Genomic DNA, 24,950 nt, shown 5'->3' on the forward strand with positions numbered 1-24,950 from the left:
CCTCACCTTTTTCGCGCACTCTCCACAATCAGTTGATGCTTCGTAGTCTCGACACGCGTAATCACAGGCACCTGGCCCAGCCGAGAGTGGATCATCAAGTATTGCTGGGTACGCTCGGTATCAAAGACCTGATTGGCTGCCTCCATCTCCTCAATCAACTGCCGATTGACTGAGTAGTAGCCACAGCTCGCACATTTAAACTCATCAAAACTGCCTACTGGAAAAGCTTTCTCGGCGCTATCACCACATACGACGCAGACAGTGAAGCTCATACGCACCTCCTTTTGAATCACCTATCAACTGTAGCTGATACCGCCTCAATCAACCCTTCCACCGCCCGGGTATGGCCCGGCATAGGACGCCCCATGCCCACAGAAAACCAACGAGCTGATCAGTCCGCGAGAGACGAACGACTGGTCACCCTTCCGATGTGGATCATTGAGGCCGTGCGCGCCGAGGTGCGGCTTGAGGTGCAAGTCTGGACGGAGATGAATCAGTGCGTCGATGCCTCGTTGGCTCGAGATATCCAAGTTCTGCCCTGTGACGTGAAGCTGCCGCCCGGCACGCTGTTCAGCAAAGGCACCAAGGTCAGGACGTTGATGATGGCAATCGAGCAACGCAAAGATTACCCAGTGCACGCGCGCGAATTCACACCGCAGTAACCCTTATCCCAGCTCATTCAAAGTCAGGACTGGTTCTTCTTTGAGTCGTTTCGGGAGAAAGCTTCGTTAAGTTTTTTCCGAACCTCATCCCGCTCAGCAATGGAGCGCTCACGAACACGCTTTCTTGTTGATTCCATGACACCCTCTAAGGGGTCAGGATCTCGCTTGCTAGAATTCGCGGGGTCTTCTTCTGGAAAGTCCTCGAAGTAATCCGACCATTCGCCCATTACGACCTTCTCTTCATAGTGATCTGGTTTGTGAAGTAAAGCCTAGACGCCAGAAAAGGAAAGTCCCCCCTTCAAAGTCAGCCGCTATAGCGCCAAAGGAACAGTCATGCCTGAAGAAACTGTTTTGATAGATTCGCTTCCGGTCCATCGCGATGCGAACGGCTGGTGGTCGCACCCTGACTACCTCTCGGAATTCGATGACGAAATCACCGAAGAGCAGTTCAACAATTGGTGCGCACGCCACCAGGTGGATACGAAGATTACCTACATGGAGAGCGACGTATCGACCGACGTATTCAACGTCTATATGGAAGACGGCCAAGCTGATTGCTCGGCGTGGGTGATTCAGCACCCCGCCGAACCTGCTTGGTTCATCCTGTCGATTCACGACGCCGAGGATGGCCCTGCTTGCATCTGGGGCCGGCGGGTGACGCCTTGCTCCTGAAAGCAGTCGGCGTCTGCTTCTGGGTCGAGAAAAATCATAATAGGGGCTCACCCAGCTAGGGCCTAGCACTCCGTGCTTGGTAAAGAGCCAAAGCTGGGTGAGCGGTGAAAACTCTATCCAGAGTTGCGCCACGTGTCCCGAACACAATTCTGAATAAACCTGAACAGCCTGCCAGTGAACGGCGGTCGAGGAATCCCCATGCCCGAAGAACAGAAAGTCCAATGCACCCGCTGCCGCAATAAGCGCTTGGCGTAACCACTCTCCCCACCTTCTGCCGCCACGCGCGGCATGGAGCATCAACATGGAAACTGAAATTCTCTCGGACGAGGAGCTGGCGGATATCACCGGTTACAAGGCCAGGGCCTACCAACGGCGCTGGCTGGTGGATCGCCAATGGGTGTTCGTCGAAAGCCGCGGCAAACGTCCACTTGTTGGCCGCATGTACGCCCGCATGAAGCTGGGCATGGTGTCACCGACCATCGCTGATCCCAACCCACCGCCGGCCGCGCCGGCATGGACGCCCGACTTCTCGCGAGTGAACTGATATGCGACCCCGCAAGGCCGAAACACGCAATTTGCCGCCCCGAATGTATCAATGGACGCGGCCACGCAAAAGCGGAAAAGACTGGATTGCCTACTACTACCTGGACCTGACCGGCAAGGCGATCCCATTGGGCAAAGACCTGGACCTGGCCAGGATCAAATGGGCAGAACTCGAAGCCAAGGAAAAGCCCCTCGACCTGCGCACCATGAAGGGCATCTTTGACAGGTACATCCGCGACATCGTCTCCAAGAAAGCGCCGCGCACCCAAAAGGACAATCTATCGGAGATCAAGCAGCTGCGGCCGATGTTCGACAGCGCTCCCATTGACTCGATCACCCCGGCCACGATTGCCGGGTACCGAGATGCACGGACGGCAAAGGTTCGGGCGAATCGCGAGATTGCCACCCTATCTCACGTCTTCAACATAGCCAGGGAATGGGGTCTGACGACCAAAGAAAATCCCTGCCAGGGCGTGCGCAAAAACAAGGAAACGCCGCGGGACTACTACGCGAATGATGTGGTTTGGGATGCTGTTTACAAGAAGGCAGCTCAAGAGCTGAAAGACGCGATGGACCTGGCTTACCTGACTGGACAACGGCCAGCAGATGTTCTGGTCATGCGGAAGGATGATATCGAGGGGGGATATTTGGGTGTTCAGCAAAACAAGACGCATAAGAAACTGCGCATCCAGATGACCGCCGGCGACGAGGCAAACAGCCTGGGGCTACTGATCGCGAAAATGGCAGAGCGCAATGCTCAGCACATTTGTAGTTACCTGATAGTGAGCGCTCGGGGTAAGCGCATGACCGCGAAGATGCTTCGCGACCGGTGGGATAAGGCTCGGGAAAAGGCCAAAAAAGAGGCGGATGAGACGGGTGACACCCTGTTGGCGGAAAAAATCGGCAGCTTTCAGTTCCGTGACATCAGGCCAAAAGCCGCGTCAGAAATCCTCGACGTTGGTGATGCGAGTCTGCTCCTGGGTCACACCAAGGGCGATATCACGGAACGCGTTTACCGTCGCATTGGCGCCATTGCAAAGCCGTCAAAATAGCCCAAAAACCCGTTACAAAACTCAAACTTGGCCCCTTGTAGAATGCGGTCTACAGAGGAGCCGAAAAACAAAAGTACTGTAACGAAAAAGAGCTACAGGCCACGGCTTTAGCGGCTTTGAATATCGGTCTTGAAAACCGTCGACTGTAACAGGTCCATGAGTTCGAATCCCATCGCCTCCGCCATCTTTATACGACAAAGCCCTGATTATTCAGGGCTTTGTCGTTTCTGGCATTCAGGAATTTTGCTCCTCTCTTTATGGATCGTTTCCGCATCTTTTCGGCCATTTCCGCAACCCCACCTCTCCGCCCCCTCCTCCACCCAAATTAAATAGCTCGACCAAAAAGTGAAGGATGCGTTTGAGATTGGGCGGTAGGCAGCTTTCGGCCGTATCTGCCGGTCAGCAACGGCAGAAATCTACCACTTGCCGCCACTCATCGATGGTAACGAATCACTCCCCCTTCATCTTCGTCACACCACTGCTGCTTCAATCGTTCTGGAGCGCCAGGCAAAAGCCAACACCATCAGCAGCCCCAGGCCTGCCATCGCCGCTCCGGCCAGGGAAATCGCCGGATAACCCAGACCCGCGTTGATCACCGCTCCGCCCAGCGCTGCGCCAATCGCGTTGCCAAAATTGAAGGCGCCAATGTTCACCGCAGAGGCAAGATTGGGCGCGTCCTTCGCTGCTTCCATGACGCGCATCTGTAGCGGCGGCACCAGGGCAAAGCTGGCGATACCCCAAATCAAGATGGCTACGGCAGCCGGCAGCGGCCAACGCATCAGTACGGTGAACGCCAACAAGACGAGAATCAGCACGCTCAGCGAGATGATCAGAGTGCGATCTATCGAGCGGTCAGCGGCCTTGCCGCCCCACATGTTACCCAGCGTCAACCCGACACCGAATAGCACCAGCATGGCGGTGATGAAGGCGGTGGACGCATGGGTCTCGCTGCTGAGGATCGGCGCAATGTAGGTGAAGACGGTGAACATGGCACTCGAGCCGACTACGGTCAGGGCCAGCGCTCCCAGCACCGGGCCGCGCCCCAATACCCGAATTTCCGCCATTACACCGACGTTTTGCGGCGTCTTCAGGTTAGGCAGGGCGAACCACAACGCGGCCATGGTCAACAGGCCCAGGCCGGTAATACCCCAGAAAGCGGTGCGCCAACCGAACAGTTCGCCAAACCAGGCGGCCAGCGGCACACCGCCGATGGTCGCCAGGGTCAGGCCCATGAACATTGCCGCCACCGCCCCGGCACGTTTCTCCGGGGCGACCACGCTAGCGGCGACGATGGAGCCAACGCCAAAGAACGCACCGTGGTTCAGTGAGGTCACCACCCTGGCGACCATGAGGCTGTAGTAATCGGTAGCCAGGGCTGACATCAGATTACCCAGGGTGAAAATCGCCATGAGTCCGATCAGCAGATAGCGCCGGGGAATCCTGCCGGTGGTCAGGGTCATCAGGGGCGCGCCGAGCAGTACGCCCAAGGCGTAAGCACTGACCAACAGACCTGCGGCGGGAATGGAAACGCCGAGATCCGCAGCGATACCCGGCAACATGCCCATGGGAGCGAATTCTGTTACGCCGATGCCAAAGGCACCGATGGCGAGTGCGACAAGTGGTGGATTGATACGCATGGAAGGCTCCTTATCTATGCCGCTGATGCTACGATCCAGTCTTTTCAGGCGGTAGATAGCATTTTTGGTAATCACCTTTGCGCAGGAGGCACAAGTGGATTTCAACGGCAGGTCAGGTGAAATGAGCGTGTTTACCACCGTGGCGCAGGAAGGCAGCCTTTCGGCCGCCGCGCGTGCATTGGGGCTGACACCCTCGGCGGTCAGTCGGATCATCTCGCGTACCGAACAACGTCTTGGCACCCGCCTGCTGTTGCGCACCACCCGAGCGATCACCTTCACCGCCGAGGGCGAGGCTTTCCTGCGCGGCGCCCGGCGTATCCTGGCCGACATGGCCGAGGTCGAAGAAGCCATCGCCGACCAGGGCGTACCAAGGGGCCGATTGCGGGTCAGCGCCGCCCTTGGCCATGGGCGGCTGGCCATCGTTCCCTTGGTGGCAGCATTCAGCGCCCGTTACCCGAACATCGTCGTCGACCTCACCCTCGGCGACGAAGTGGTCGACATTCTCGGCGGCCAGGCCGACGTCGCGGTACGCTTTGGCCATCTGCCCGACAGCCCGCTGACCGCGCGCAGGATCGGCGACACCGGCCAGATAGTGGTGGCATCACCCGAGTATCTGCAGCGCCACGGCATCCCCCAGGAACCGGAAGACCTGCTACGGCACAACTGCCTACGCTTCAACTTCCGGCGTGCCGAACCCAACTGGCCGTTCATCCGCGACGGAAGAGAGTTTTCCCTGAAGGTCAGCGGCAACATCGAATGCAGCAGTGGTGAAGCGCTGGCACAACTCGCGCGAGTAGGTGCCGGCATTGCGCGTATCGGCGAGTTCAGCGTGAGCGAGGATCTGCAGCGCGGTGACCTGATACCGCTGCTGGAAGCCTGGAACCCCGGGGACCAGGAACCGATTCATGCGGTGTTCGTCGGTGGGGCGGCAATGCCGGCGCGGGTGCGATTGTTCGTGGACTTCTTGCTGGAACATCACCGGATGTAAGCGGAGGCGTAGGCTGATACTTCCGGGTACTCGTGATATTGAAGTGACCACAACATTTTGGGTGCACTATCAATAGGTGGTTTGCCTTACTGGAACAATCGTGAGCTCTGGCATTGATGGGTCGTCCGCACGTCTTAAATGGCCGTCGTGAAAGACCGCTTTCAACCAAAAGCTGCCTCTCATCAAAGGCCACTTTCAGCCAAAATCGGATCACCCAACCTGCATCGCAATGTTGTTCGTTTTCCTCTCCTCCCTTGTCTCAATATGCGAAGAAACTGTCCTGCCAAGCCCATGGCGTCGCGCCCGCGATACCTACTATAGGCCCGGTGCCTCTGCCCAATTTGGCAGGGAGCAGTTACCCATAGCGGATGCACATATTGCGCAACGCCGTACAAGCCCGGATTGGAGACAACAATGACAATAATCGCCACCCAAGACACGCCTTCACAACTCCCTCCCTCGGCACCCGCCATTATCCGATCGTCAGTGCGCCAGCATTCGATCAAGGTGGAAATTTGCTCCCCCGCCATCGGTGCCGAACTCAGCAATATCAACCTGGCCGATGCTGCCCAGGACCCAGAACTGATCGCGGAAATCCGGGCGCTGTGGTTGAAGCACAAAGTGCTGTTTTTTCGCGATCAGGACATCACCCCCACGGAGCAACAGCACTTCGCCGCGCAATTCGGCGATTTGGAAGGTCATCCCTTGGCGCCGAGCCATCCGGAGGCAGACAAGCTGCTGATGCTGTACCGCAACCTCGACCCGAGTAAGCCCAAGAGCTTTGTCGAAAAAGCGAGCCGCGAAAACCTGTGGCATACCGATGTCACCTTTAAGCCGGCGCCACCTCGCGGAGCGATATTGCGCTGTGAGCAAGGCCCTGAATCCGGCGGCGACACCCTGTTCTCCAACATGGTGATGGCTTACGAAAACCTGCCCGACACCATCAAGCAACGGATCGAAGGTCTGTTCGCAAAACACAGTGCCGAGCACTCCTTTGGTGCCCAGTTGCCCCGCGAAGATCGTCACGCCATGGCCCTGAAGACCCCCGCCGCTGAACACCCGGTGGTACTGATCCACCCTGAAACAGGTGAAAAGGTGCTGTTCGTCAACTCCGCGTTCACCACCCATTTCGCGAATTTCTTCAACTTCGAGGACATCCGCTACGGCCAGGACTTCATGCCCGAGGCTCATCACCTGATGAACTACCTGACCTCTCAGGCGGCGATTCCGGAGTACCAGGTACGCCTGAAGTGGCGCACCAACACGGTTGCCATGTGGGATAACTTGCAAGTCCAGCACTACGCGGTGGCTGACTACGGCAATGCGCCAAGAAAGATGCTCCGCGCCACCCTTGCGGGCACCCCGCTCACCTGATTCGAACAGTCTCCCCAGAGAAACCAGGCCACCCGACCATCAGAGATTGTCGGGCGGCCTTGGCTGCCGACGAATACTCGATCTGAACCGCATCAATGGAGATAGACATGCTCTACGAACACATCGACACCGCAGTCATCGATGGCGAATCGCTGCCGTGGGTACCCTTTACGCCCTATGCGGAAAACGTCCTGCTGAAGTACTTCAAGCTTGACCCCATCCGTGGTGAATGGATCGTCATGATGAAGTCGCCGATCGACATGCAACTGCCCAAGCATCACCACACGGGTACGGTGATGGTCTACACGATCGAAGGCCAGTGGAAATACAAGGAGCATGACTGGATCGCCGGCCCTGGCAGCATCGTCTATGAGACGGCCGGATCGACTCACACGCCTGAAGTCGTCAGCACGGGAAGCACAGACGGCTATGTGCTCACGCTGGTTCAGGTTAATGGCGATCTCGCGTTTCTGGACGGGAACGACAACATCGTCGCGCTCGAAAACTGGAAGTCAGGATTGCATCGCTACCTTGCCTACTGCGAGCAGTATGACATCGCACCGAAAGATCTGACGGCATTCAACTGAGTTACAGGCATCGCCGCGAAAAACGCGAGTCGGGGCGAGCGCACCAAGGCGCTCGTCCCCCAACCGTTAGAACTGCTCGAGAAACGTCAGGAGCAGTTCGTTGACTTGTCCGGCGTTTTCTTCCGCGGCGCTATGGCCCACGCCGGGTAGCAGTACTTTTTTCTTTAGCCCGGGTAGATAGGTGTCGAGCTGATCGTAGAGACCGCGGATTTCGACCGGCTCCAGTGAAGGGTCGGCAGCACCACCGATGAACATGCTCGGCTGGCGCACCACCGCACCGTCAAGAAACGCGGTGATTTCCCAGTTCCGGTCGCGACAGCGATAGTAGTTCAAGGCACCGGTAAACCCGGTGCGCGTGTATTCGGCGACGTAGTAATCGAGCGCCCGTGCGCTCAGCCATGATGGGAACTCGCCCTTCGGTTCAGTGAAGGCATTGAGAATGGGCTCACCTTGCTCGACGAACAGACGCCAACGTTCAGCGCCGACAGCACTGCCGGAAATCGAATAGAAAACGCTACGCAAGGTCTTGCGCGGGTCGCTGGCCAACTCGCGATCCGGCTTGTCGAGCTGCTGGAAATACAGGTGGTGATACACCCGGCCCTTCGCCATTGCCTGCAAACCTGCGGTCGGCTTGACCTTGCCGCGTGGTGGCACCGGCGTATTGAGCATCACCAGGCCACGGATCAGATCCGGCCGTAGCATGGCTGCCGCTTGGGCCACCCAGGCGCCCAAGTCGTGCCCAATGATCACCGCGGACGTTTCGCCCAGAGTCGCCATCAAGCCCACCATGTCGCCGACTGCCTGAGTCATGTCATAGGCTTCAATGGCATCGGGTCGATCCGTTTGACCAAACCCCCGTTGATCGGGGACCACGACTCGATAACCGGCCTCGGTCAACGCCACGATCTGGCGTCGCCACATGTACCAAAGATAGGGAAAACCGTGCAGCAGGATGACGAGCGGACCCTGTCCCTCGTCGATGTAATGCATGCGAATGCCGTTGAGTTCGGCGAAGCAGTGATTGAATGCCTCAGGGTCATCGGCGTCCACTTGCGCCCTTGCCGCGAGCGGCTGACTGATACGTGTTGCGGTGCGCGTGTTCATTTATCTACCTCCATCTTTTTGTCGTTGTTGGCCTGAAGGTAGCCGTGAGAAGGTGTCTTGCACTAAGCTTCGCAGGACACAATCTTGTGAAACTGGGACATCAGGACACATGTATACCCTGACGCGAAGCGCCAGCCTTACCAACTATGAGCAGGTTGCCCGTTCAGTGGGACTCGATCCATTTCGTATGCTGCGTTTGGCCAAGTTGCCAGCCAGTGCCCTCGACGATCCGAATATCATGATCAGCAGCGATTCGGTGGGTTGGCTGCTGGAGGAATCGGCCCACCTCTCCGGCCAGGAGGCCTTCGGACTGCTGCTCGCGGAAACGCGACACCTATCCAATTTCGGCATGCTCGCGCTACTCATCCGCGAAGAACCGACACTTCGCGCCGCCTTGCAATCGTGCGCGCGCTATATGCGGCTGCATAACGCTGGGGTGGAGTTGCGACTTGAGGATGTAGGCGACCTGGTGCTGGTGCATGTGGGTGTGAAAATGCAGGGCCATCACGGTGTCTGGCGCCAGGCTATCGAACAGTCGACGGGTATTGGATTGCGGACGTTGAGCGTACTGACGCGCAATACGTTCCGCCCGATAAGGGTCAGTTTTACTCACGAGCGACCTGCCAGCCTTGAAGTGCACCACCGCGTGTTGGGCACAGCTATTGAGTTTTCACAGGAGTTCAATGCCATCGTTTGCCGAAGGCGCGATCTGGACATGCCCATTCCTGCGGCTGACCCCGCGTTGCATCGTGAAGTAAAGCGATCGCTGGACATGCAGTTGACTACCCTGCGCGACGAGCCGGCGCAGCGGGTACGCCAGATCGTCAAGATACTGCTGCCAAGCGGACTGTGTTCTGTCGATGGGATTGCCCAGCATCTTGGCATGCATCGACGCACCCTTAGCCGACACCTGGCAGCCGAGGGAGAGAGTGTCACAACGATCATCAATGCTGTCCGCGCTGAACTCGCCGAAGAGTACCTGGCCAACAGCAAACGCCGATTGTATGAAGTTGCCGAACTCCTCGGTTTTTCCTCCGCCGGTGACTTTTCACGCTGGTTCCGCAGCCAGTTCGGCAAGACACCATCGGATTGGGCCGCCGCCTACCGAGAGAGTAAGGCGACACTGCCGCTTTAACCCGTTGGTCACGTCCCAATACGCGAAGATTTTGTCTCGCAATGCCCATGGCGCTGCTCTCGAGCAATCTACCATGGGGCCGCAATCGCTCTGCCGATCGGGCAAGAGCTTATGCCGGGCGCGCGTATCCCCACTTACCGAACCCGCAAAGACTGGATCAACAATAAAAAACGCCGCCGTGTATCAAGGCACTATTTCACCTGCCCCGCCCACTGTCCGGCGATAAAGCATCGAAACGGAGACGCCATGCGAGTCGAACAACTGACCTGTGCCATCGGCGCGGAACTGCACAACGTGAACCTGGGTGACGCAGTGCGCGATGATGGCTTGTTCATTGAAATTTACGCGGCGCTATTGAAATACAAGGTGCTGTTCCTGCGTGATCAGGATCTGGACAAACTCTCACGTCGCGATCACGAAGCATTTGCCAGCCGCCTTGGCCAGCTTGAAACCCACCCGATGCTCCCAAGCCATCCGGAGGCTCCCGGTCTGGTGCAAATCTACAAGACCCCGGAGAATCCGGCGGATCGCTACGAGAATGCATGGCACTGCGATGCCACCTGGCGTGAATCGCCTCCGATGGGTGCCGTACTGCGTTGCATCGTATGCCCACCGACCGGTGGCGACACCATGTGGGCCAACATGGTGCTGGCTTATGACAATCTGCCCATAGATGTGAAGCAGGAAATCGACAGCCTGATCGCCAACCACAGCTTCAATTCTTCCTTTGCCGCCGCCATGCCAAAGGAGAAGCGCCTGGCGATGAAGGCGCAATACCCGGATGCCGAACATCCAGTCGTGCGTACCCATCCCGAAACGGGCGAGAAGGTGCTGTTCGTCAATGCCTACGCTACGCATTTCGTGAATTACCACAGCCAGGGACGTGTCCGTGTCGGCCAGGACTACAACCAAAAAGGCGTCGATCTGCTGAAGTACCTGATCAGCCAGGCCTACAACCCCGAGTATCAGGTCCGTTGGCGTTGGAAGAAAAACAGCGTGGCGATATGGGACAACCGCTGCACCCAACACTATGCAGTGATGGACTATCCGCCTTGCCATCGCAAGATGGAGCGCGCGGCCATTATCGGCGATAAACCCTACTGATATGTGAATGGTCCAGAGACCGGAGACGCTTCTGAGCGTCTCCTTGGGTCGATTGCAGCCCTTCGCGACAGGCAGAAATCGGCCGAGGGTGTGTAAAAACGTTTTTGAGCGCGACAGGTACTCAAAACTGGACTGGAAATTACGCTTCTACGCGAAATCCACATCTGCTGACGTGCCGATAAATTTCAGATTTAACGTAGACGCGCGCACTTCAATTTTGGCGAAGCGTTTTTACACACTCTGGACCAATAGCGGACACTCTCCGACGGCGCCCCCCCCTGTTGGCAGAGCCGTCCCCCACTCCAGTCGTACTCTGCTGTCCAAATAATGCGAACACTATCATGAGTGCGTTCGAAGAACAGTGGTGTCACGGTTTTGTGCCAATGAATCATCCCTCGTCAGTGCCTGCCACGCGACGAGCGCGCTGTGGGCGATTTCCTCGAGTTTTTGACGCCTCGCGCCATCGCGCGCTTGAATCGACATACCTTGTTGAACCGTGATGAGAAAACGCGCTACCGCCTCAACGTTTACCCCTTCGTCAATCTCACCACTCTGCACACCTTGAGCGAGCTTTTCGGCAAGGATCTCGACGTTGCGCGCTCTTTTGGCTGATACGTCGGCTCCGACAGCGGCGCTGGCCTGCGTCGAGTGCAAGGCTGAAAGGATGATGAAGCACCCGCTTGGCTTGTCGATCCTGCTGAATTCGCGGGCTGAAGACATCAGGAACGCCTCAACAGCGCCATATGCCGAGGTCGCGGCAAGTGTCTCTTGCCAAACCGCGGCTCCATCGGTCGCGCGATAAAGATCCACTGCTTCCCTGAAGAGTCCTTCCTTGGAGCCGAACGCTGCATACAAGCTCGGCGAGCCGATGCCCATTGTGGCAGTCAATTCCGCCATCGAAGCGCCTTCGTAACCCTTCTCCCAGAAAAGTTCCATTGCCTTGGCAAGACTTTTCTCTCTATCGAAATTCCGGGGCCGTCCACGATCCGCCATGTGTTTTCACCATTTATGTGTTGATCGTTATATTAATTGTTGACGCGTGTTTTCGGAGAATTATATTCTGTATCGATCATCACATAAATAGAGGACTCACCATGTTGTCACTTATCGGTAAGCGCGCATTTGTCACCGGTGGAAGCCGCGGTATCGGCGCGGCCATCGCTCGCAGGCTCGCAGCAGAGGGCGCTGACGTTGCGATTGCTTATGAGCAATCAGCGGATGCCGCCCAGGTCATCGTCGAAGAGCTAAACAACGCCGGCCGCCGCGCGGTCGCGATCCAAATGGACGCAGCATCGCCAGATTCGATCCGACAGGCAGTCGATCGCGCAGCTGCTGAACTGGGTGGGCTCGATATCCTGGTCAATAACGCGGGCATCATCCGTGGTGGCCCGGTTGAAACTATGAGCGTTAAAGACATCGATGACACCCTTGCAGTCAACGTAAGAGCGGTGCTGCTGGCCTCGCAAGCAGCACTGGTTTATCTGCCAAAAGGAGGCAGAATCATTTCCACCGGCAGTAACCTCGCCGAACGAGTGCCTGACGCGGGTATGAGCTTGTACTCGATGAGCAAGGCGGCATTGATCGGTTGGACCAAAGGTTTGGCACGAGACCTCGGGCCGCGAGGCATCACCGTCAATATTGTGCACCCTGGCTCTACTGACACGGACATGAACCCCGCCAATGGTCCGCGTTCTGAAGCCCAGCTTAATCGCATGGCGATCAAGAGTTACGGCCGAGTGGAGGATGTTGCAGCGCTGGTTGCATTTGTTGCTCGAGACGAAGCTCGCTCGATCAACGGCAGTGGTTTGACCATCGATGGCGGTGCCAACGCGTGAACGTCGCCACCATCTCTGCCGATGCACGGCTCAAGCAAGTGCTCTGGGTACTTGTGCCCGCCATCAGCGTGGTGGTGGCAACTGAGTTCATTGTGATCGGTTTGCTGCCACTGATCGCCAACGATCTAGGCATTTCGCTTGCAGAGGCGGGACGCCTGACAGGATTGTTCGCGTTATCCGCGGCGGTGGCCGGCCCTGGACTCACGCTGCTAGGCAGTCGTTGGTCTCCACGCTCCGTGCTGGTGTTCACGTTGTTGCTTTACAGCGTCGGCAACACAGTGATGGCCTCTTCATCCAATTTTAGTGTTCTGCTGACCACACGCATTATTCAGGGCGCAATGCTTCCGGCGTTCGTCAGCGTGGGTGCTGCGGCCGTGGCATCACTCGCCATGCCGGATCAAAGAGGTCGAGCGCTGGCAAATGCCAACCTGGGCTTTGTCATTGGAGTATTGGTCGCCCTGCCTGCGGGTGCTGCACTGGCGAAATGGGGCAATTGGCGACTGCCATTCGTGCTGCTGTCGTTGTTTTCCTTGGTGGCAGCCGCAGTGACATGGGGTCGCTATCCCAACTATCGAGTCCCGGAGATTCCCAGCATCGCTTTGCCGCTTAACTTGCTACGAAACGCCCTGTTCCTGGGACATCTGCTGCTCTCCGTCCTGCTCTTCGCCTCCATGTTTGCCGCGTACACCTTTCTCGCCGCCTGGCTGGACGGGTATCTGAATCTCAGTGGCTCACAGATTGCACTGACGCTATTGCTGTTCAGCGCCATTGGGCTGATGGGTAACAGTGTCGCAGCTCGGGTAGCTGATCGTGCACCCGTTGTCGCGACTGTGGCGAGTGCGGCCGCCCTGGTCGTGGCAGTCAATCTGGCCGGAGCGTTTCATAATGTATTGCCGGTCATAGCCGTGCTGCTCGTGATCTGGAGTGTCGCCCACACTGCCGGAGTCACGCTTAGCCAAGTGCGGGTAACGATGGCCGGAGGACAGGCGCCAGCGTTCGCCATGACTATGAACTTATCCTGCGCGAACCTGGGGATAGCGATTGGAGCTTTTTGCGGCGGATGGGCCATAGATCGTGGGGGAGTTGCTGCAATCGGCTGGGTACCAGCCATTTTTGGGGCGCTGGCGACAATACTATGCATCGTACTCGCCCGAGCTGGCCTAGTAAGAAATCACCGATGCATTGAATGAGACGATTCAATTTCACCTGTTGTTGTATTAACAAGGATTGTCATCATTGCGTTTAGTGGGCGCTGGAAAGTCCGATCCTGTTGATTTTTTGCCATTCCCAACGACAGCTATGGGTCGAGGCTGTGTAAAATGCTTTAGAACACGATCGACAGTCGGGGCTGGAGCAAAAATCGCGCTCCTACGCAAATTTCTGGTCTGCTGATTACACATGCACCAGCAGATTTTACGTAGCAACGCAGACTTCAAAAAAACGCTTCGCCAAAATTGAAGTGTGCGCGTCTACGTTAAATCTGAAATTTATCGGCACGTCAGCAGATGTGGATTTTGCGTAGAAGCGCGATTTTCAGTCCAGTTTTGAGTACCCGTCGCGCTCAAAAACGTTTTTACACACCCTCGGCCAAAAGTGGACGTTCAACCCACACCTTCTTCTTGGCCAGAAGCCGGCGACTGGTGGACAATCGCGCAAAGAAATTACGATCGCTCGGCTGCTACTCAGACCGCTGCTCCCTTATAAGGGAAATAGATTCGTGCAGATTCAGATTATTCATACCCGAACAGAAAAGTTGCTCCCCGATCACCTTTACTTTGAACCGTCAATAAATTCAATCGGAAAGTTTCTTTGTTCTCCACCGGATCAAATCGACTTTGCAGGCATTTAAAACATCTCCAGAGCCCGAGCCCCCCATCATGGAGTCTCCTTCCCACTGGCACTGTGCATCCTTGAACGTCTCGAAAGCCTTCTGAGAGGCGAGCAGCGAGGTAAGCGCTTTGGCCGTCGCACTCGAATCGATCTCCTTTGTCTTGGCTTCCAGTTTTTTGTAGGCGATATGCATTTGTGACGTGGCTTCGCGAATCTTACGCTCAAGACAAGACTGCAAGACGGTCCGGGGCTGATCGCCAATGGTGTCGTAGCATTCGTTCAATGCTCCAGCTCGAGCGTCGCTGGTCACTGCAGTTTTTGCTGCGGTGGTAGTAGACGTAGCAGCCACATTGACCGTGCCATTTGTGATTGGGTTTACATCAGGTTTCGCGGGTACTTGAGCAAATGCCGTACCGATAGCAAATGAAGTCGCTACAGCGACCACAGAAATGAGTTTTCTCATTTTTATCTATCCTTTTGATGTATTTATCGAGGGGCCAGAAACAACTTTTAGTGCAAAGCCGATTGTGTACTGCGTACGCAGGATTAGGCCCGTTGAGGTAAGTAGTGCTCACAGTCCCAGACCTGTATGACCGCATCCAGGGCAAGCTGTTCAACGCCACCAAGAACAAGCATCAGCAACAGTTTCGGCGCCCGGCAAATAGACCTGTATGGGCGCATCGGCCAAGCTCTGATCGACGCCAAGCAATCGGGTCATTCCGCCAACAATTAAAAGATGGAACTGCTGCTGGACAGTTTTGATTGTGTTGCATCGACCGGTTGAATCCACAGTTGATTTCGGTCGGTCGTGACAGGCAGAAAGCGACCCAGAGTGTGTAAAAACGCATGCGCCATTTTGAAGTCTGCGTTGCTACGTAAAATCTGCTGGTGCATGTGTAATCAGCAGACCAGAAATTTGCGTAGGAGCGCGATTTTTGCTCCAGCCCCGACTGTCGATCGTGTTCTAAAGCGTTTTTACACAGCCTCGGCCAATAGCGGCCTCTGACCACCGTAGAGAAAATAATTTCACCACGGTGGATTTAGCTCCCTTGAGATTTAACTAAGTGTTACTCGTAACTGATGATTCCGAGTTGCTTTGCCATGAACAGTTCGTTCCGTTCAACGATCTCCTCGATCACTTTACCCTCTTTGTTGAACCGGAAATACGTCAGGGCCGTCCACGTCAAGCTCTTGCCTTCTACGTTAAAGCCGTGCCATGTATTGGAGCCAGTTGCACAGTGTGTCAACGCGACTACAACAACGTCATCTGTGACAACTTCCTTGCTGAACGTAGTTTTAATTGTCTTATAGCGTTCGAGAACATTTGCGCTCAAGGCTCGCTTGAAATTTTCCAAACCACCTATCGGAGCATCGCAGTCCGGCCGATGCACGACCACGTCGACATCGAAATACTCGGAAACTCGCTCAACGTCCTTACCATCCACACAGTATTTAAAGTAGCTCTTCACCGTTTCTAGATTTTTGACGCTCATACAACCTTACTCCTCTCACATTGATAACAGGCAATAAATTCAAGGACTTTATAAAAGGCCGCCCCGCTTAAAATGAGTCGTATCCCAGAGATGTTAAATCAATACGGACAAGACCTTTTGCACACGTCGCAAGTGTTTAATTGGAACGCCCCAGCGCGTCAGGCACATTCTAGGAGGGGTTATGGTATTCGTAAATCTATAATATAGTAGATGTGATATCAGCTGTAGGAATACCACATGAGTCTGGAACGGTTGGAAAAATGGGCGACAGTCAGGCATTTCCGCTTGGCGATTGCATTGTTTGAATATGGCAGTGTTTTGCACGCTGCACGCTCGCTGAACCTCTCACAGCCTACAGCGAGCAAGCTGCTACAAGATCTGGAAGAGGCTGTAGAGGCTCAGCTCTACACTCGGAATCGCAGGGGGGTTACGCCTACAGAGCTTGGTCGGGACTTTGTGCAGCGCAGCCGGATGATCCTTGCCCAGCTGGATCATGTATCCCAAGCAATCGACGCTCTTGGAAAAGGGCATGCCGGGCGTGTTGCCATAGGAAGCGTGTTAACAGGGTCAAGTTATCTTGTGCCTGCAGCCATCGCGCGACTCTGGGCAAGCCGACCAAGCATCCGCATCAAAATCGTCGATGGTGTGAGCGGAGAACTGATACCTCGGCTCATCTCAGGCGAATTGGACTTCTTGATTGGGAGACTTTCCGATGTCAGCTCAAGCGTCGTTGTCGCTCAGGAGGCGCTCTTTAGCGAAAACGCCATCATCGTTGCGCGCCGTGACCACCCTCTTGCTCAGCAATCTGGGGTTAAACTGGAAGAGCTCGCGCGCGAAGCATGGATTCTGCCGCCAATAGAAACTACTTTACGGAAGCAGTTCGATAACATTTTTCATCGAAAGGACATTGACCCACCACATGCAACTATAGAAACAGCATCATTCTTTAATATACTTTGGTTATTAAAACAGACCGATCTTCTTGGAATATTACCTCAATCAGTTATTTCTGACCCAGCACATAGTAATGAGCTAGTTCGCCTCCCGGCTTTCGAACCTTTAATTCTGGAGCAAATCGGTGTTTCCCGACTGGGAGACGCTACATTGTCACCTGCCGCCTCCGCTTTATTAGACGCACTAAGAGAGGTTATGCACAGCCCCCCAAAAACGGGGGAGTACCTTGTGTAAGAGAAGGGTTCTAATCTTTGCACTAGCCCATCGTATGGATGGATAGCCTTGAGAACAGGAAGCAATCGGCCAATAGTTGGGAGCCCTGAAGGTCTGCTTTGGGTCGGCAGCTGCCCTTCGCCCAGATAGCACGTCAGCGCTACCCAGCGCTTAAGGCTGTAATCCAGGGCTTTGGCCGTAGCTGATCCGTTGGGTACAAGGTCACGCTGGGCCGCATCCAGTCATGCAGCGTTTTGATGAACGGTGATTAAGGATTAAGCCGCTACTCCATAAAAGTAAGCGTCCGGCAAAGCCACGTTAACCACCTAGCGAAGACACCTCCCTGATGCGTCAGGGGCGGTGCCCTTTTCGGCTTGTTAAATTATTCGAGGTGGTAATTCAACCAAATATGGTGCGTTCCATCGATGTCAATTGTGATCCCTCCTGACCCTGATATCCCTTTCAAACCATCCGTACCACTGCCTCCAACTATGCAGAAAAACTCATCTGCACGATCAATTCCGGTCGTGGAGGCGGAATGAATGAAGTTAAAGGAACCCTCTACCCCATTCACCGTACCCTTGAAGCTCTCCATCGCGATGTAGCTGCCCCTTCTTGACGCTTGGTCGAACGCCGCAGTAAAAGCTGTTGAAGAAATACCATCGATAGCTCCTGTATAGGACTTTTCCATGGAGCTGATCGACACTGGTAAGCCTGTTGTAATTTCGGGCGTGGGAGTCAGGTCAGTTGGTTTGAAATTCTTGGAGGAAAAAGTGGCTCGCGCTTCCATTCGGATCAGTCCTGTTCCATATGAGTTGAGCGGTCATTCTAATGCAAGAGCACCCTCACGTTGAGAACGTCAGGCCGAGACCCAATGCTGTGGCAGCAGTTGATCGATCTCACTCGCTCCGTCGGCAGGCGCGTCAGCACATCTTTGAGATACGCATAAGGATCATGCCCATTCATGCGGGCTGACTGAATCAAGCTCATGATCGCAGCTGCCCGCTTACCGCTGCGTAGCGACCCGGCGAACAACCAGTTCGAGCGTCCAAGTGCCCACGGCCCTGCTGCAGCCCAAATGAGCGAATTTACCCCTTATCTCGGCATAACCCCCAAGAGATCCAGCGGCTTGCCAAACGAAAAGTCAGGCACTAAGGTAGCGCCCTCTAACGACTGGCCCCGGACTTTGGGTGAGCGGTAGCGGCTACAGACAAAAAATCAGATGGCAGCGCACCCTCCTTTGGCGAGTACTTCACCGCACAAAGATAGCGCTGTCTCACTATCAAGGTGCCTGAGGCTCGATAGAGCTTTCCTTGAAAGTAACAATCACAAGAAAGAGGAAGCCCGTGATGACGAACGCTAGTGCTAGCGCGACTGTCACCAACAGTTTGGCAACACCCCACGCCCAACGGATGAGCACCTACGTGTTCGCGCTGTTTTTCATCCTCGGCAGCATCACCAGCCTTAACGATGTCCTGGTGCCAAAACTCAAGCACCTCTTCAGCCTCAGCTATACCGAGGCCATGCTTGTGCAGTCGTCATTCTTTTTTGCCTATTTCATTTTCGCCATACCCGCAGGCCTGCTCATTTCGCGAATCGGCTACATGAGAGCGGCCGTCCTCGGGTTGCTGCTGATGGCTGGTGGATGCCTGCTCTTCATTCCTGCCACCCAGTCCGCATTGTTTCCAGCCTTCCTCGGCGCCCTCTTTGTGCTTGCGATTGGCGTGACAACCGTTCAGGTCGTTGCGAACCCGCTGCTTTCACTACTCGGAACCGCCGCAATGGCCCCCAGCCGCCTCACCCTCGGCCATGCGTTCAATTCGCTGGGAACCACGGTCGCGCCCTACCTGGGTGCCATACTGATCCTGGGCTCCCTCAATGCGGTAGATACCTCCGCGTTGTCGCCAGCAGAACTGACGTCCTTCCTGTCGCAGGAAGCCAGCGTGATCAGCAACACCTATGCAAGCATTACGCTCTTCATCTGCATCGTCGCCTTGATCGTCTGGCTGAAAAGAAATGAGCTGCAACCGTCAACAAGACCTGAACGTCTCAATCCACTCGCTGCGCTCGACCTTCTAAAGCAGCCGCGCTTTGCACTCGGCACCGTTTGCATATTTCTCTATGTCGGCGCCGAAGTCACGATTGGCAGCCTCATCACCGACTACCTCATGCTGCCGACAACCCTGGCCCTTCCCGCCGAAGCCGCAGGCAAGCATGTTGCCTTCTATTGGGGTGGCGCCCTGGTTGGCCGCTTTATCGGCTCGGCGCTGATGCGCACTTTCGCGCCCGGGAAACTGCTGGCCTTTGCCGCCACGGCAGTCATTGTGCTGTTGACGATCTCTGCCACCACACAAGGCGTTGTTGCCGGATGGTCGCTGCTGGCCGTCGGGCTGTTCAACTCCATCATGTTTCCGACGATCTTTACCCTTGCGACCGCAGGGCTCGGTCATCGCGCGGCGGAAGGTTCGGGCCTGTTCTGTTGCGCCATTGTTGGCGGGGCATTTATTCCGCCATTGACAGGGTATGCGGCCGACCTCTCGACGCTCGCGATGGCATTGAGCGTGCCAGCGACCTGTTATGCCGGCATCGCAATTTACGGTTGGTATGCCCGCGCTCCGAAGCACTAGCATTCCCTGGCGCGCGGCTAGCCCATTGGTAGAGGCTAACGATTAGATTCAACCGCTTGTTCGCCGTGCCAGGATCGAGCCCCAGCTCGCCTTGAGACCAGTCCCGGTAACGAGATAGGACGCTCAGACCGTTAGCGGGGCTCTCTTCACCCCAGACCAATCCATTGGCTTCCAAGAAAGCGAAGTAGTCGTACAGACGACGTCCGTAGGCTTCCCAAGTCAGTTCGCTTCGTGCCTCACCGGACTCCACGAGAATATGCCTGAGGAAGGATTGCACGGGCTCAACAGGCCAGCCATCTGAGCCAACCAACAGCGGAAAACCTTCGAAAGATCGACCTGCTAACGACAGGTCTTTTGTTGCGAATATCAGTCTCATTCCACAGCTTTCAAACACCTTCCAGCGGACTCCCCATCAATAGCCAGGATGGGAAGGGGCCGGTGGCTGTGCCCTGAACGTTTACAGTCCCTAGGATTAGGGTTGAATTTTCGGTTTTGCTGGCTTCGACCAATGTGAAGACAACGCCGTACTGATGTCGGCGGTGTTGGTCATCAGGCAAGGGGAAACGCGCGCGGACTCAGGCTGGGCCAGCGGATTCTGGGATGCAGCGCTGGCAGTCGAGGGTTCACATATCTACGGAGGGTCATCAAAGCAGTGCAGGAAGCGCTACATCAGGAAAAGCAGCAGGTGGCAACCTGACCAATCCTTACCTTTTCACACACTCTCCACAATCAGTTGATGCTTCGTAGTCTCGATACGCGTAATCGCAGGCACTTGGCCCGGCTGAGAATGGATCATTAAGTACTGTTGGGTACGCTCGGTGTCAAAGACCTGACCTGCTGCCTCCATCTCGTCAATCAGCTGCCGATCGACTGAGTAGTAGCCACAGTTCGAACATTTAAACTCATCAAAACTGCCTACTGGATAAGCTTTCTCGGCGCTATCGCCACATACGACGCAGACAGTGATGCTCATACGCACCTCCTTTTGAATCATCTATCAACTGTAGCTGATCTCGCCTCTATCAACCCTTCCACCGCCCGGGCATGACCCGGCATAGGACGCCCCATTACGAGTGCAGACCAGGCCGCGTGGAATACATACCAACTGGATCGCGCCGCATGAAACGCATCTACTTCAGTGCCCCCCATGACCGGCTTCACCGATCTGAACTTCCCCACCTTCAAAGCTAGCGGCTAATCCCGGCACTCGTCATCACCTTTGCCTGAACCGCTTGCACGACTGCGAACCAGAAGAATCTGTTGCATTGCCAGTTGTGCATCAGGATCTCCGCATTCAGCCATGCACTCAAGACAATCGCCTCCGCAATCTTCGAGCTCTGGCGCGGTATCGAGAGGACGCTTGCAAATATTGCATGTACGCATTCTGGGCTCCTGCCTCAGTGTTCAGGCAAATCAGCTGCTCCCTCTTCCTTCAAAGTCAGCCGCTATAGCGGTAACGATCCAGTGGCATCAGGGATAGGGGACAAAATCCCCTAAGCGTTCTCGGGCGATCGGGACAGCGTATTCAAGCAGCTCAAGCGGAACGTCCTGTACGAACAGAGTCACCTCAAAGCGAAGCCTCTCGTCGTTTCTGAAAATTTCAAATAGGGGCCCTTTGTTGCCTCTCCAGCACTCCAGCGCTAGGCCATCGTGACCTTCAACAACGCTTGAAGCGCAGCAAAACCGATATTCAACTCCGTGTACGACCACGTCCCACCTCCATTTTTTAATGGCGGCAACGATACCTCTCTCCCATACGAACTTGATAGCCGCTATAGCGGCAAAGGAACTGTCATGCCTGAAGAAACTGTTTTGATTGATTCGCTTCCGGTCCATCGCGATGCGGACGGCTGGTGGTCGCACCCTGACTACCTCTCGGAGTTCGATGACGAAATTACCGAGGAGCAGTTCAACGATTGGTGCAAGCGCCACCAGGTGGAAACGAAGATCACCTATATGGAAAGCGACGTATCGACCGACGTGTTCAACGTTTACATGAAGGAAGGTCAGGTTGATTGTTCGGCTTGGGAGATTCAGCCCCCAAACGAGCCTGGCTGGTTCATCCTTTCGATCCACGACGCCGAGGATGGCCCTGTTTGCATCTGGGGCCGGCGGGTGACGCCATGACCGACATAAAAGAACGGCCGATCTTGTTCTCAGCCCCGATGGTGCGCGCCATCCTGGAAGGCCGGAAGATGGTCACTCGGCGAGCAGTTAAGGTTCAGCCGAACGATGACGCCACTATCGAGGTCGACCTATACAACCCCGTGGTTGTGGATCGGCGAGGGATTGAGCAACCAGGCCCTGAGATATTCGGGGCTTTTAGTGATGATGGTATGTGGGGTGTCCGCAGGAGGCCTCCGGCCAAGCACTCATAGCTCACGGCAATGCCGAACGCCTGCTGCGTCTTTGAAGTAGGGTTAATGAAGATCCATCAAACAGGACGACATCTAGCCGCGTGCAGTTTGAAGCAGGGCTCATCGTTGCAGCTGGTATGACCCAGGAGGTCCCAATGCCCAATAAATGAACAGAACGGAGCCCCCAACTACTCGCTCACCTCTAAACGGGCACTGAACTCCCCTTCCATCGCTGCAAGCTGCTGGATCCCTGAAATAAAACGGCCTAGATGAACGAGATCACCGGAACTCTTGAAGCTGCGGTAGTACACCACCAAATTGCCCCATGGCGCATAGAGCGCTAAATCTCCCACGGATGGCTTTAGTCCAAAGGGTGCCGTATCGGTTGAGAACTTCCGGGGCGGATAAGCGATCTTCTCGACGTTGTTGTAGTCACTGAACTTCAACGTGAGTGGCAGCATGGACACAAGATCGCGGGAAGCCGGGTTGTCATTCAACTCAACCACCGCCTCATGGCCTTCAAACTTGAGTCTGACCTTGGTCAGCATGGTTGATCTGGCTGGCATCGCAGGAACCTCTTTGATCGGTCCTGCTTGATCAGGGCCTTCGTGCAGCGATGAGTTTTGGGCCATGGCAGCAGGACTTATCGATGCACAGATTACAATCATCGAGAGGCTCAACCACACAGTCGATCGAGCGTTTCTTTTTCTCATGTCGATACCCCATGCGCCGAGCCCTTCCTGATTTTGTCAGGCAGTCGCGTTCGACTCGGCAAGATGAACTTCAGTGGCATTGCGACCCGCTAACCAAGCGAGCGCAGACGCGGCGACCAACACGGCTGCGCTGAGCTCGAATGTGGCTTTGTAACCACTTAGATCAAATGCCAAGCCGCCGATAATTGCACCGCCTGCGATAGCCAGTTGGACAATGGCCACAAGCATGCCTCCACCGGCTTCAGCATCATCAGGCAGCGTTTGGGCCAGCCATGTCCACCATCCGACGGGAGCGGCAGTGGCGACCAATCCCCATAGTCCGAGCAGCACTGCGGTCAGCATCGGCGATTCGCCGAAGCTCACTAGAGCCAGTGCGATGCCAGCCATGATCAACGGGATAACCGTCAGCGTGCGGTACAGGCCGCTACCCATGAATCTTTCGATCAGAAAGGTTCCGATAAAACCTGCAAGTCCCAGCCCCAGCAGCATGAAAGACAATGTTGAGACGCTAACACCGGTCACGACCTCAAGAAACGGGCGCAGGTAAGTGAACAGCATGAACTGCCCCATGAAAAATACGCTGACGGCTACCATTCCCAATGCGACTGGCAACTGTTTCATCAGCCGCAAGGCGTTGCCGCTACCTGTTTGGCGCTCGGTCTTGAAGGACGGAAGACTTATCAGCAGCCACACGGCCGCAAGTGCTGCGACAGGTACAACACAGAAGAACGCGCCGCGCCAGCCTATCAGCGAGCCAAGGAAGCTGCCCGCCGGAGCTGCGATTACCGTGGCCAGAGCGTTTCCACCATTGACAATGGCCAGCGCTCGGGAAACTTGATCAGGCGGCACCAGGCGCATTGCGGTCGCCGCCGACAATGACCAGAAACCACCGATGGCTATCCCGATCAAGGCACGCCCAAGCATGAATGAGGGGTAGCCCGGCGCGAGCGCGACGACCGTACCTGACCCGATCATTAGCAAGGTCAGACACAGCAGCAACTTCTTGCGTTCGACGCGAGCGGCGATCGATGCAATGACCAGGCTTGTGATCAATGCAAATGCACCGGACACCGAAATGCCCTGCCCTGCCTGGCCTTCCGTGATGTGCAGGTCTGCCGCAATGGGAGTCAGCAGACTGACAGGCATGAATTCTGATGCGACCAAGGCGAATGCGGCCAACGACATGGCCAGCACGGCACTCCAGCCGCGTTTTTCTGTAGAAGGAAAAGTCATGGAAATTACCTGTGGTGCGAAAAGCGTGTTGGTGTGATGCGCAGGGGGGCGAGCAGTTTGTCGCCCGCGTGGGCACTCCCCCTGTAACAGATCGACACATTCTCCCGGTCGATCTGCTTGAGCCCTAGTGCATTCCTCTTGAATGCTTGCCTGATCCTCTGAGGCTGCAGGGTGATGGATAGGAAACGTCTGTTCAGCGGATTAGAGTTCGGACAACAGGAGCGACCAACCATGATTCATATACCCCAGCGCCATGAATCACCTTTGGCGTTGAACATTGACCCGCGCGTGAGCGTACCGGGTGACTTCGCGACATCTATTCCCGGCCTGTCGCTGTTTCGTCGCGACCTGCCGGCGCCCCCCGCCGTGTGCATGATCGAGCCGAGCCTGATTCTGGTGGGCCGTGGTGAAAAACGGTTGTGGGTGGGTGGTGAGGGTTACAGCTACGGCCCTTCGCGTTTTCTGGTCACGTCACTGGATCTGCCAGCCAACTCCGAAGTGATTGTTGCCAGTCCCGAACAGCCCTGTGTCGGCCTCGTACTGAAACTGGATGTCAGCCTGCTCGCCGAGGTAATCACCAAAAGTGGCTTGCCTGCGAAGCGACATCAATCAACGGGTACGGGCGCGGGCATTGGCAGCATGTCGCCTGCCCTAGAAGGCGCGCTCGATCGCCTGCTGGCATTGCTCGATGAACCCGAGGCGATCCCGGTGCTGGCGCCGCTGATTCTGGCCGCCTGTTCGGTACCGCGCCCAGTCGTGACATTGCGCTGCTGCGTGGACAGCCACTCGAAACAGAAGCGCTCGGCAACGCGGCAAGTTGAACGAAAGACAAGCTTT

The 24,950-nt window shown here is 55.8% G+C and carries 24 protein-coding genes and 4 pseudogenes; 15 read left to right on the plus strand and 13 right to left on the minus strand.

The features are described from left to right. Positions 1–2: 2 nt before the first annotated feature. Positions 3–272, minus strand: a complete 270-nt coding sequence (locus AB7M29_RS22315; RefSeq protein ID WP_454248001.1) for a hypothetical protein — start codon at positions 270–272, stop codon at positions 3–5. A 93-nt stretch (positions 273–365) separates the two neighbouring features. On the opposite strand from AB7M29_RS22315, the gene AB7M29_RS22320 reads away from it, so the two are divergent. The 4 genes from AB7M29_RS22320 to AB7M29_RS22335 all read left to right on the plus strand — a co-directional run bounded on the left by AB7M29_RS22320 (position 366) and on the right by AB7M29_RS22335 (position 2,929). Then, positions 366–662 carry a hypothetical protein gene (locus AB7M29_RS22320; RefSeq protein WP_454248002.1) on the plus strand — a complete coding sequence of 99 codons (297 nt, stop codon included), beginning with the start codon at positions 366–368 and terminating at the stop codon, positions 660–662. 333 nt (positions 663–995) lie between these two features. Next, positions 996–1,334 (plus strand): hypothetical protein, encoded by a 339-nt coding sequence (locus tag AB7M29_RS22325; protein WP_454248003.1) that lies wholly within the window; start codon positions 996–998, stop codon positions 1,332–1,334. Positions 1,335–1,635: 301 nt separating this feature from the next. Continuing rightward, complete coding sequence (locus AB7M29_RS22330; protein WP_454248004.1) at positions 1,636–1,878, plus strand: DUF4224 domain-containing protein; 243 nt, start codon at positions 1,636–1,638, stop codon at positions 1,876–1,878. Position 1,879: 1 nt separating this feature from the next. Further along, positions 1,880–2,929: a tyrosine-type recombinase/integrase gene (locus AB7M29_RS22335; protein ID WP_454248005.1), complete on the plus strand. Its 1,050-nt coding sequence runs from the start codon at positions 1,880–1,882 to the stop codon at positions 2,927–2,929. A gap of 470 nt (positions 2,930–3,399) precedes the next feature. Here AB7M29_RS22335 and AB7M29_RS22340 read toward each other — a convergent pair whose 3' ends face one another. Beyond that, positions 3,400–4,566: an MFS transporter gene (locus tag AB7M29_RS22340; RefSeq protein WP_217856372.1), complete on the minus strand. Its 1,167-nt coding sequence runs from the start codon at positions 4,564–4,566 to the stop codon at positions 3,400–3,402. A gap of 94 nt (positions 4,567–4,660) precedes the next feature. Here AB7M29_RS22340 and AB7M29_RS22345 point away from each other — a divergent pair, with 94 nt between their 5' ends. The 3 genes from AB7M29_RS22345 (at position 4,661) to AB7M29_RS22355 (ending at position 7,515) form a co-directional block, all read left to right on the plus strand. Beyond that, a complete protein-coding gene (locus tag AB7M29_RS22345) occupies positions 4,661–5,554 on the plus strand; it encodes a LysR family transcriptional regulator (protein ID WP_217856374.1) in 894 nt (297 codons plus the stop codon). Between the two features lie 501 nt (positions 5,555–6,055). Next, positions 6,056–6,928: a TauD/TfdA dioxygenase family protein gene (locus AB7M29_RS22350; protein ID WP_454248751.1), complete on the plus strand. Its 873-nt coding sequence runs from the start codon at positions 6,056–6,058 to the stop codon at positions 6,926–6,928. A 107-nt stretch (positions 6,929–7,035) separates the two neighbouring features. Then, positions 7,036–7,515 (plus strand): 2,4'-dihydroxyacetophenone dioxygenase family protein, encoded by a 480-nt coding sequence (locus AB7M29_RS22355; protein WP_217856376.1) that lies wholly within the window; start codon positions 7,036–7,038, stop codon positions 7,513–7,515. A gap of 66 nt (positions 7,516–7,581) precedes the next feature. Here the strand turns inward: AB7M29_RS22355 and AB7M29_RS22360 are convergent, their stop codons facing one another. After that, complete coding sequence (locus tag AB7M29_RS22360) at positions 7,582–8,619, minus strand: alpha/beta hydrolase (RefSeq protein ID WP_454248006.1); 1,038 nt, start codon at positions 8,617–8,619, stop codon at positions 7,582–7,584. Between the two features lie 109 nt (positions 8,620–8,728). Between AB7M29_RS22360 and AB7M29_RS22365 the strand changes: the two genes are divergently transcribed. Further along, positions 8,729–9,754, plus strand: a complete 1,026-nt coding sequence (locus AB7M29_RS22365; protein ID WP_454248007.1) for an AraC family transcriptional regulator — start codon at positions 8,729–8,731, stop codon at positions 9,752–9,754. A 246-nt stretch (positions 9,755–10,000) separates the two neighbouring features. Beyond that, entirely contained in the window at positions 10,001–10,858 is an 858-nt protein-coding gene (locus AB7M29_RS22370) for a TauD/TfdA dioxygenase family protein (protein ID WP_217856382.1), read from the plus strand. A 339-nt stretch (positions 10,859–11,197) separates the two neighbouring features. Here the strand turns inward: AB7M29_RS22370 and AB7M29_RS22375 are convergent, their stop codons facing one another. Next, the gene (locus AB7M29_RS22375) at positions 11,198–11,794 is read right to left on the minus strand and encodes a TetR/AcrR family transcriptional regulator (RefSeq protein WP_454248008.1); all 597 of its coding nucleotides are present in this window, start codon (positions 11,792–11,794) and stop codon (positions 11,198–11,200) included. Between the two features lie 158 nt (positions 11,795–11,952). On the opposite strand from AB7M29_RS22375, the gene AB7M29_RS22380 reads away from it, so the two are divergent. Further along, positions 11,953–12,693: an SDR family NAD(P)-dependent oxidoreductase gene (locus tag AB7M29_RS22380; RefSeq protein ID WP_217856386.1), complete on the plus strand. Its 741-nt coding sequence runs from the start codon at positions 11,953–11,955 to the stop codon at positions 12,691–12,693. Beyond that, positions 12,690–13,883 carry an MFS transporter gene (locus AB7M29_RS22385; RefSeq protein ID WP_217856388.1) on the plus strand — a complete coding sequence of 398 codons (1,194 nt, stop codon included), beginning with the start codon at positions 12,690–12,692 and terminating at the stop codon, positions 13,881–13,883. The genes AB7M29_RS22380 and AB7M29_RS22385 overlap by 4 nt, the downstream gene beginning before the upstream one ends. A 602-nt stretch (positions 13,884–14,485) precedes the next feature. On the opposite strand, the gene umoC is transcribed toward AB7M29_RS22385, so the two are convergent. Both umoC and AB7M29_RS22395 read right to left on the minus strand, forming a co-directional pair. After that, entirely contained in the window at positions 14,486–14,986 is a 501-nt protein-coding gene (gene umoC, locus AB7M29_RS22390; protein ID WP_217856390.1) for a lysozyme inhibitor LprI family protein, read from the minus strand. 604 nt (positions 14,987–15,590) lie between these two features. Then, entirely contained in the window at positions 15,591–16,016 is a 426-nt protein-coding gene (locus tag AB7M29_RS22395; protein ID WP_217856392.1) for an ester cyclase, read from the minus strand. A gap of 237 nt (positions 16,017–16,253) precedes the next feature. On the opposite strand from AB7M29_RS22395, the gene AB7M29_RS22400 reads away from it, so the two are divergent. Beyond that, positions 16,254–17,204 carry a LysR family transcriptional regulator gene (locus AB7M29_RS22400; protein WP_217856394.1) on the plus strand — a complete coding sequence of 317 codons (951 nt, stop codon included), beginning with the start codon at positions 16,254–16,256 and terminating at the stop codon, positions 17,202–17,204. A gap of 104 nt (positions 17,205–17,308) precedes the next feature. Here the strand turns inward: AB7M29_RS22400 and AB7M29_RS22405 are convergent. The 3 genes and pseudogenes from AB7M29_RS22405 to AB7M29_RS22415 form a co-directional block, all read right to left on the minus strand. Further along, positions 17,309–17,448, minus strand: a pseudogene (locus AB7M29_RS22405) (IS66 family transposase); the annotation flags it as partial. 117 nt (positions 17,449–17,565) lie between these two features. Next, entirely contained in the window at positions 17,566–17,973 is a 408-nt protein-coding gene (locus tag AB7M29_RS22410; protein WP_030131260.1) for a DUF3224 domain-containing protein, read from the minus strand. Positions 17,974–18,042: 69 nt separating this feature from the next. Further along, positions 18,043–18,245, minus strand: a pseudogene (locus tag AB7M29_RS22415) (transposase domain-containing protein); the annotation flags it as partial. Between the two features lie 287 nt (positions 18,246–18,532). Between AB7M29_RS22415 and AB7M29_RS22420 the strand changes: the two are divergent. Then, on the plus strand, positions 18,533–19,810 hold the full coding sequence (locus AB7M29_RS22420; RefSeq protein WP_217856396.1) for a sugar MFS transporter: 1,278 nt from the start codon (positions 18,533–18,535) through the stop codon (positions 19,808–19,810). A 13-nt stretch (positions 19,811–19,823) separates the two neighbouring features. On the opposite strand, the pseudogene AB7M29_RS22425 reads toward AB7M29_RS22420, so the two are convergent. Beyond that, a pseudogene (locus tag AB7M29_RS22425) lies at positions 19,824–20,186 on the minus strand (site-specific integrase); the annotation flags it as partial. Between the two features lie 336 nt (positions 20,187–20,522). Then, entirely contained in the window at positions 20,523–20,783 is a 261-nt protein-coding gene (locus AB7M29_RS22430) for a hypothetical protein (protein WP_123722349.1), read from the minus strand. 821 nt (positions 20,784–21,604) lie between these two features. Here AB7M29_RS22430 and AB7M29_RS22435 point away from each other — a divergent pair. Continuing rightward, positions 21,605–21,937 carry a hypothetical protein gene (locus AB7M29_RS22435; protein ID WP_454248009.1) on the plus strand — a complete coding sequence of 111 codons (333 nt, stop codon included), beginning with the start codon at positions 21,605–21,607 and terminating at the stop codon, positions 21,935–21,937. A gap of 418 nt (positions 21,938–22,355) precedes the next feature. On the opposite strand, the gene AB7M29_RS22440 is transcribed toward AB7M29_RS22435, so the two are convergent. Further along, positions 22,356–22,835 (minus strand): cyclophilin-like fold protein, encoded by a 480-nt coding sequence (locus AB7M29_RS22440; protein WP_454248010.1) that lies wholly within the window; start codon positions 22,833–22,835, stop codon positions 22,356–22,358. Positions 22,836–22,916: 81 nt separating this feature from the next. Further along, a complete protein-coding gene (locus tag AB7M29_RS22445) occupies positions 22,917–24,113 on the minus strand; it encodes an MFS transporter (protein ID WP_454248011.1) in 1,197 nt (398 codons plus the stop codon). A gap of 231 nt (positions 24,114–24,344) precedes the next feature. On the opposite strand from AB7M29_RS22445, the pseudogene AB7M29_RS22450 reads away from it, so the two are divergent. Next, a pseudogene (locus AB7M29_RS22450) lies at positions 24,345–24,842 on the plus strand (AraC family transcriptional regulator); the annotation flags it as partial. Between the last annotated feature and the right edge of the window lie 108 nt (positions 24,843–24,950).

The sequence above is a fragment of the Pseudomonas sp. F-14 TE3623 genome (genome assembly GCF_053629015.1).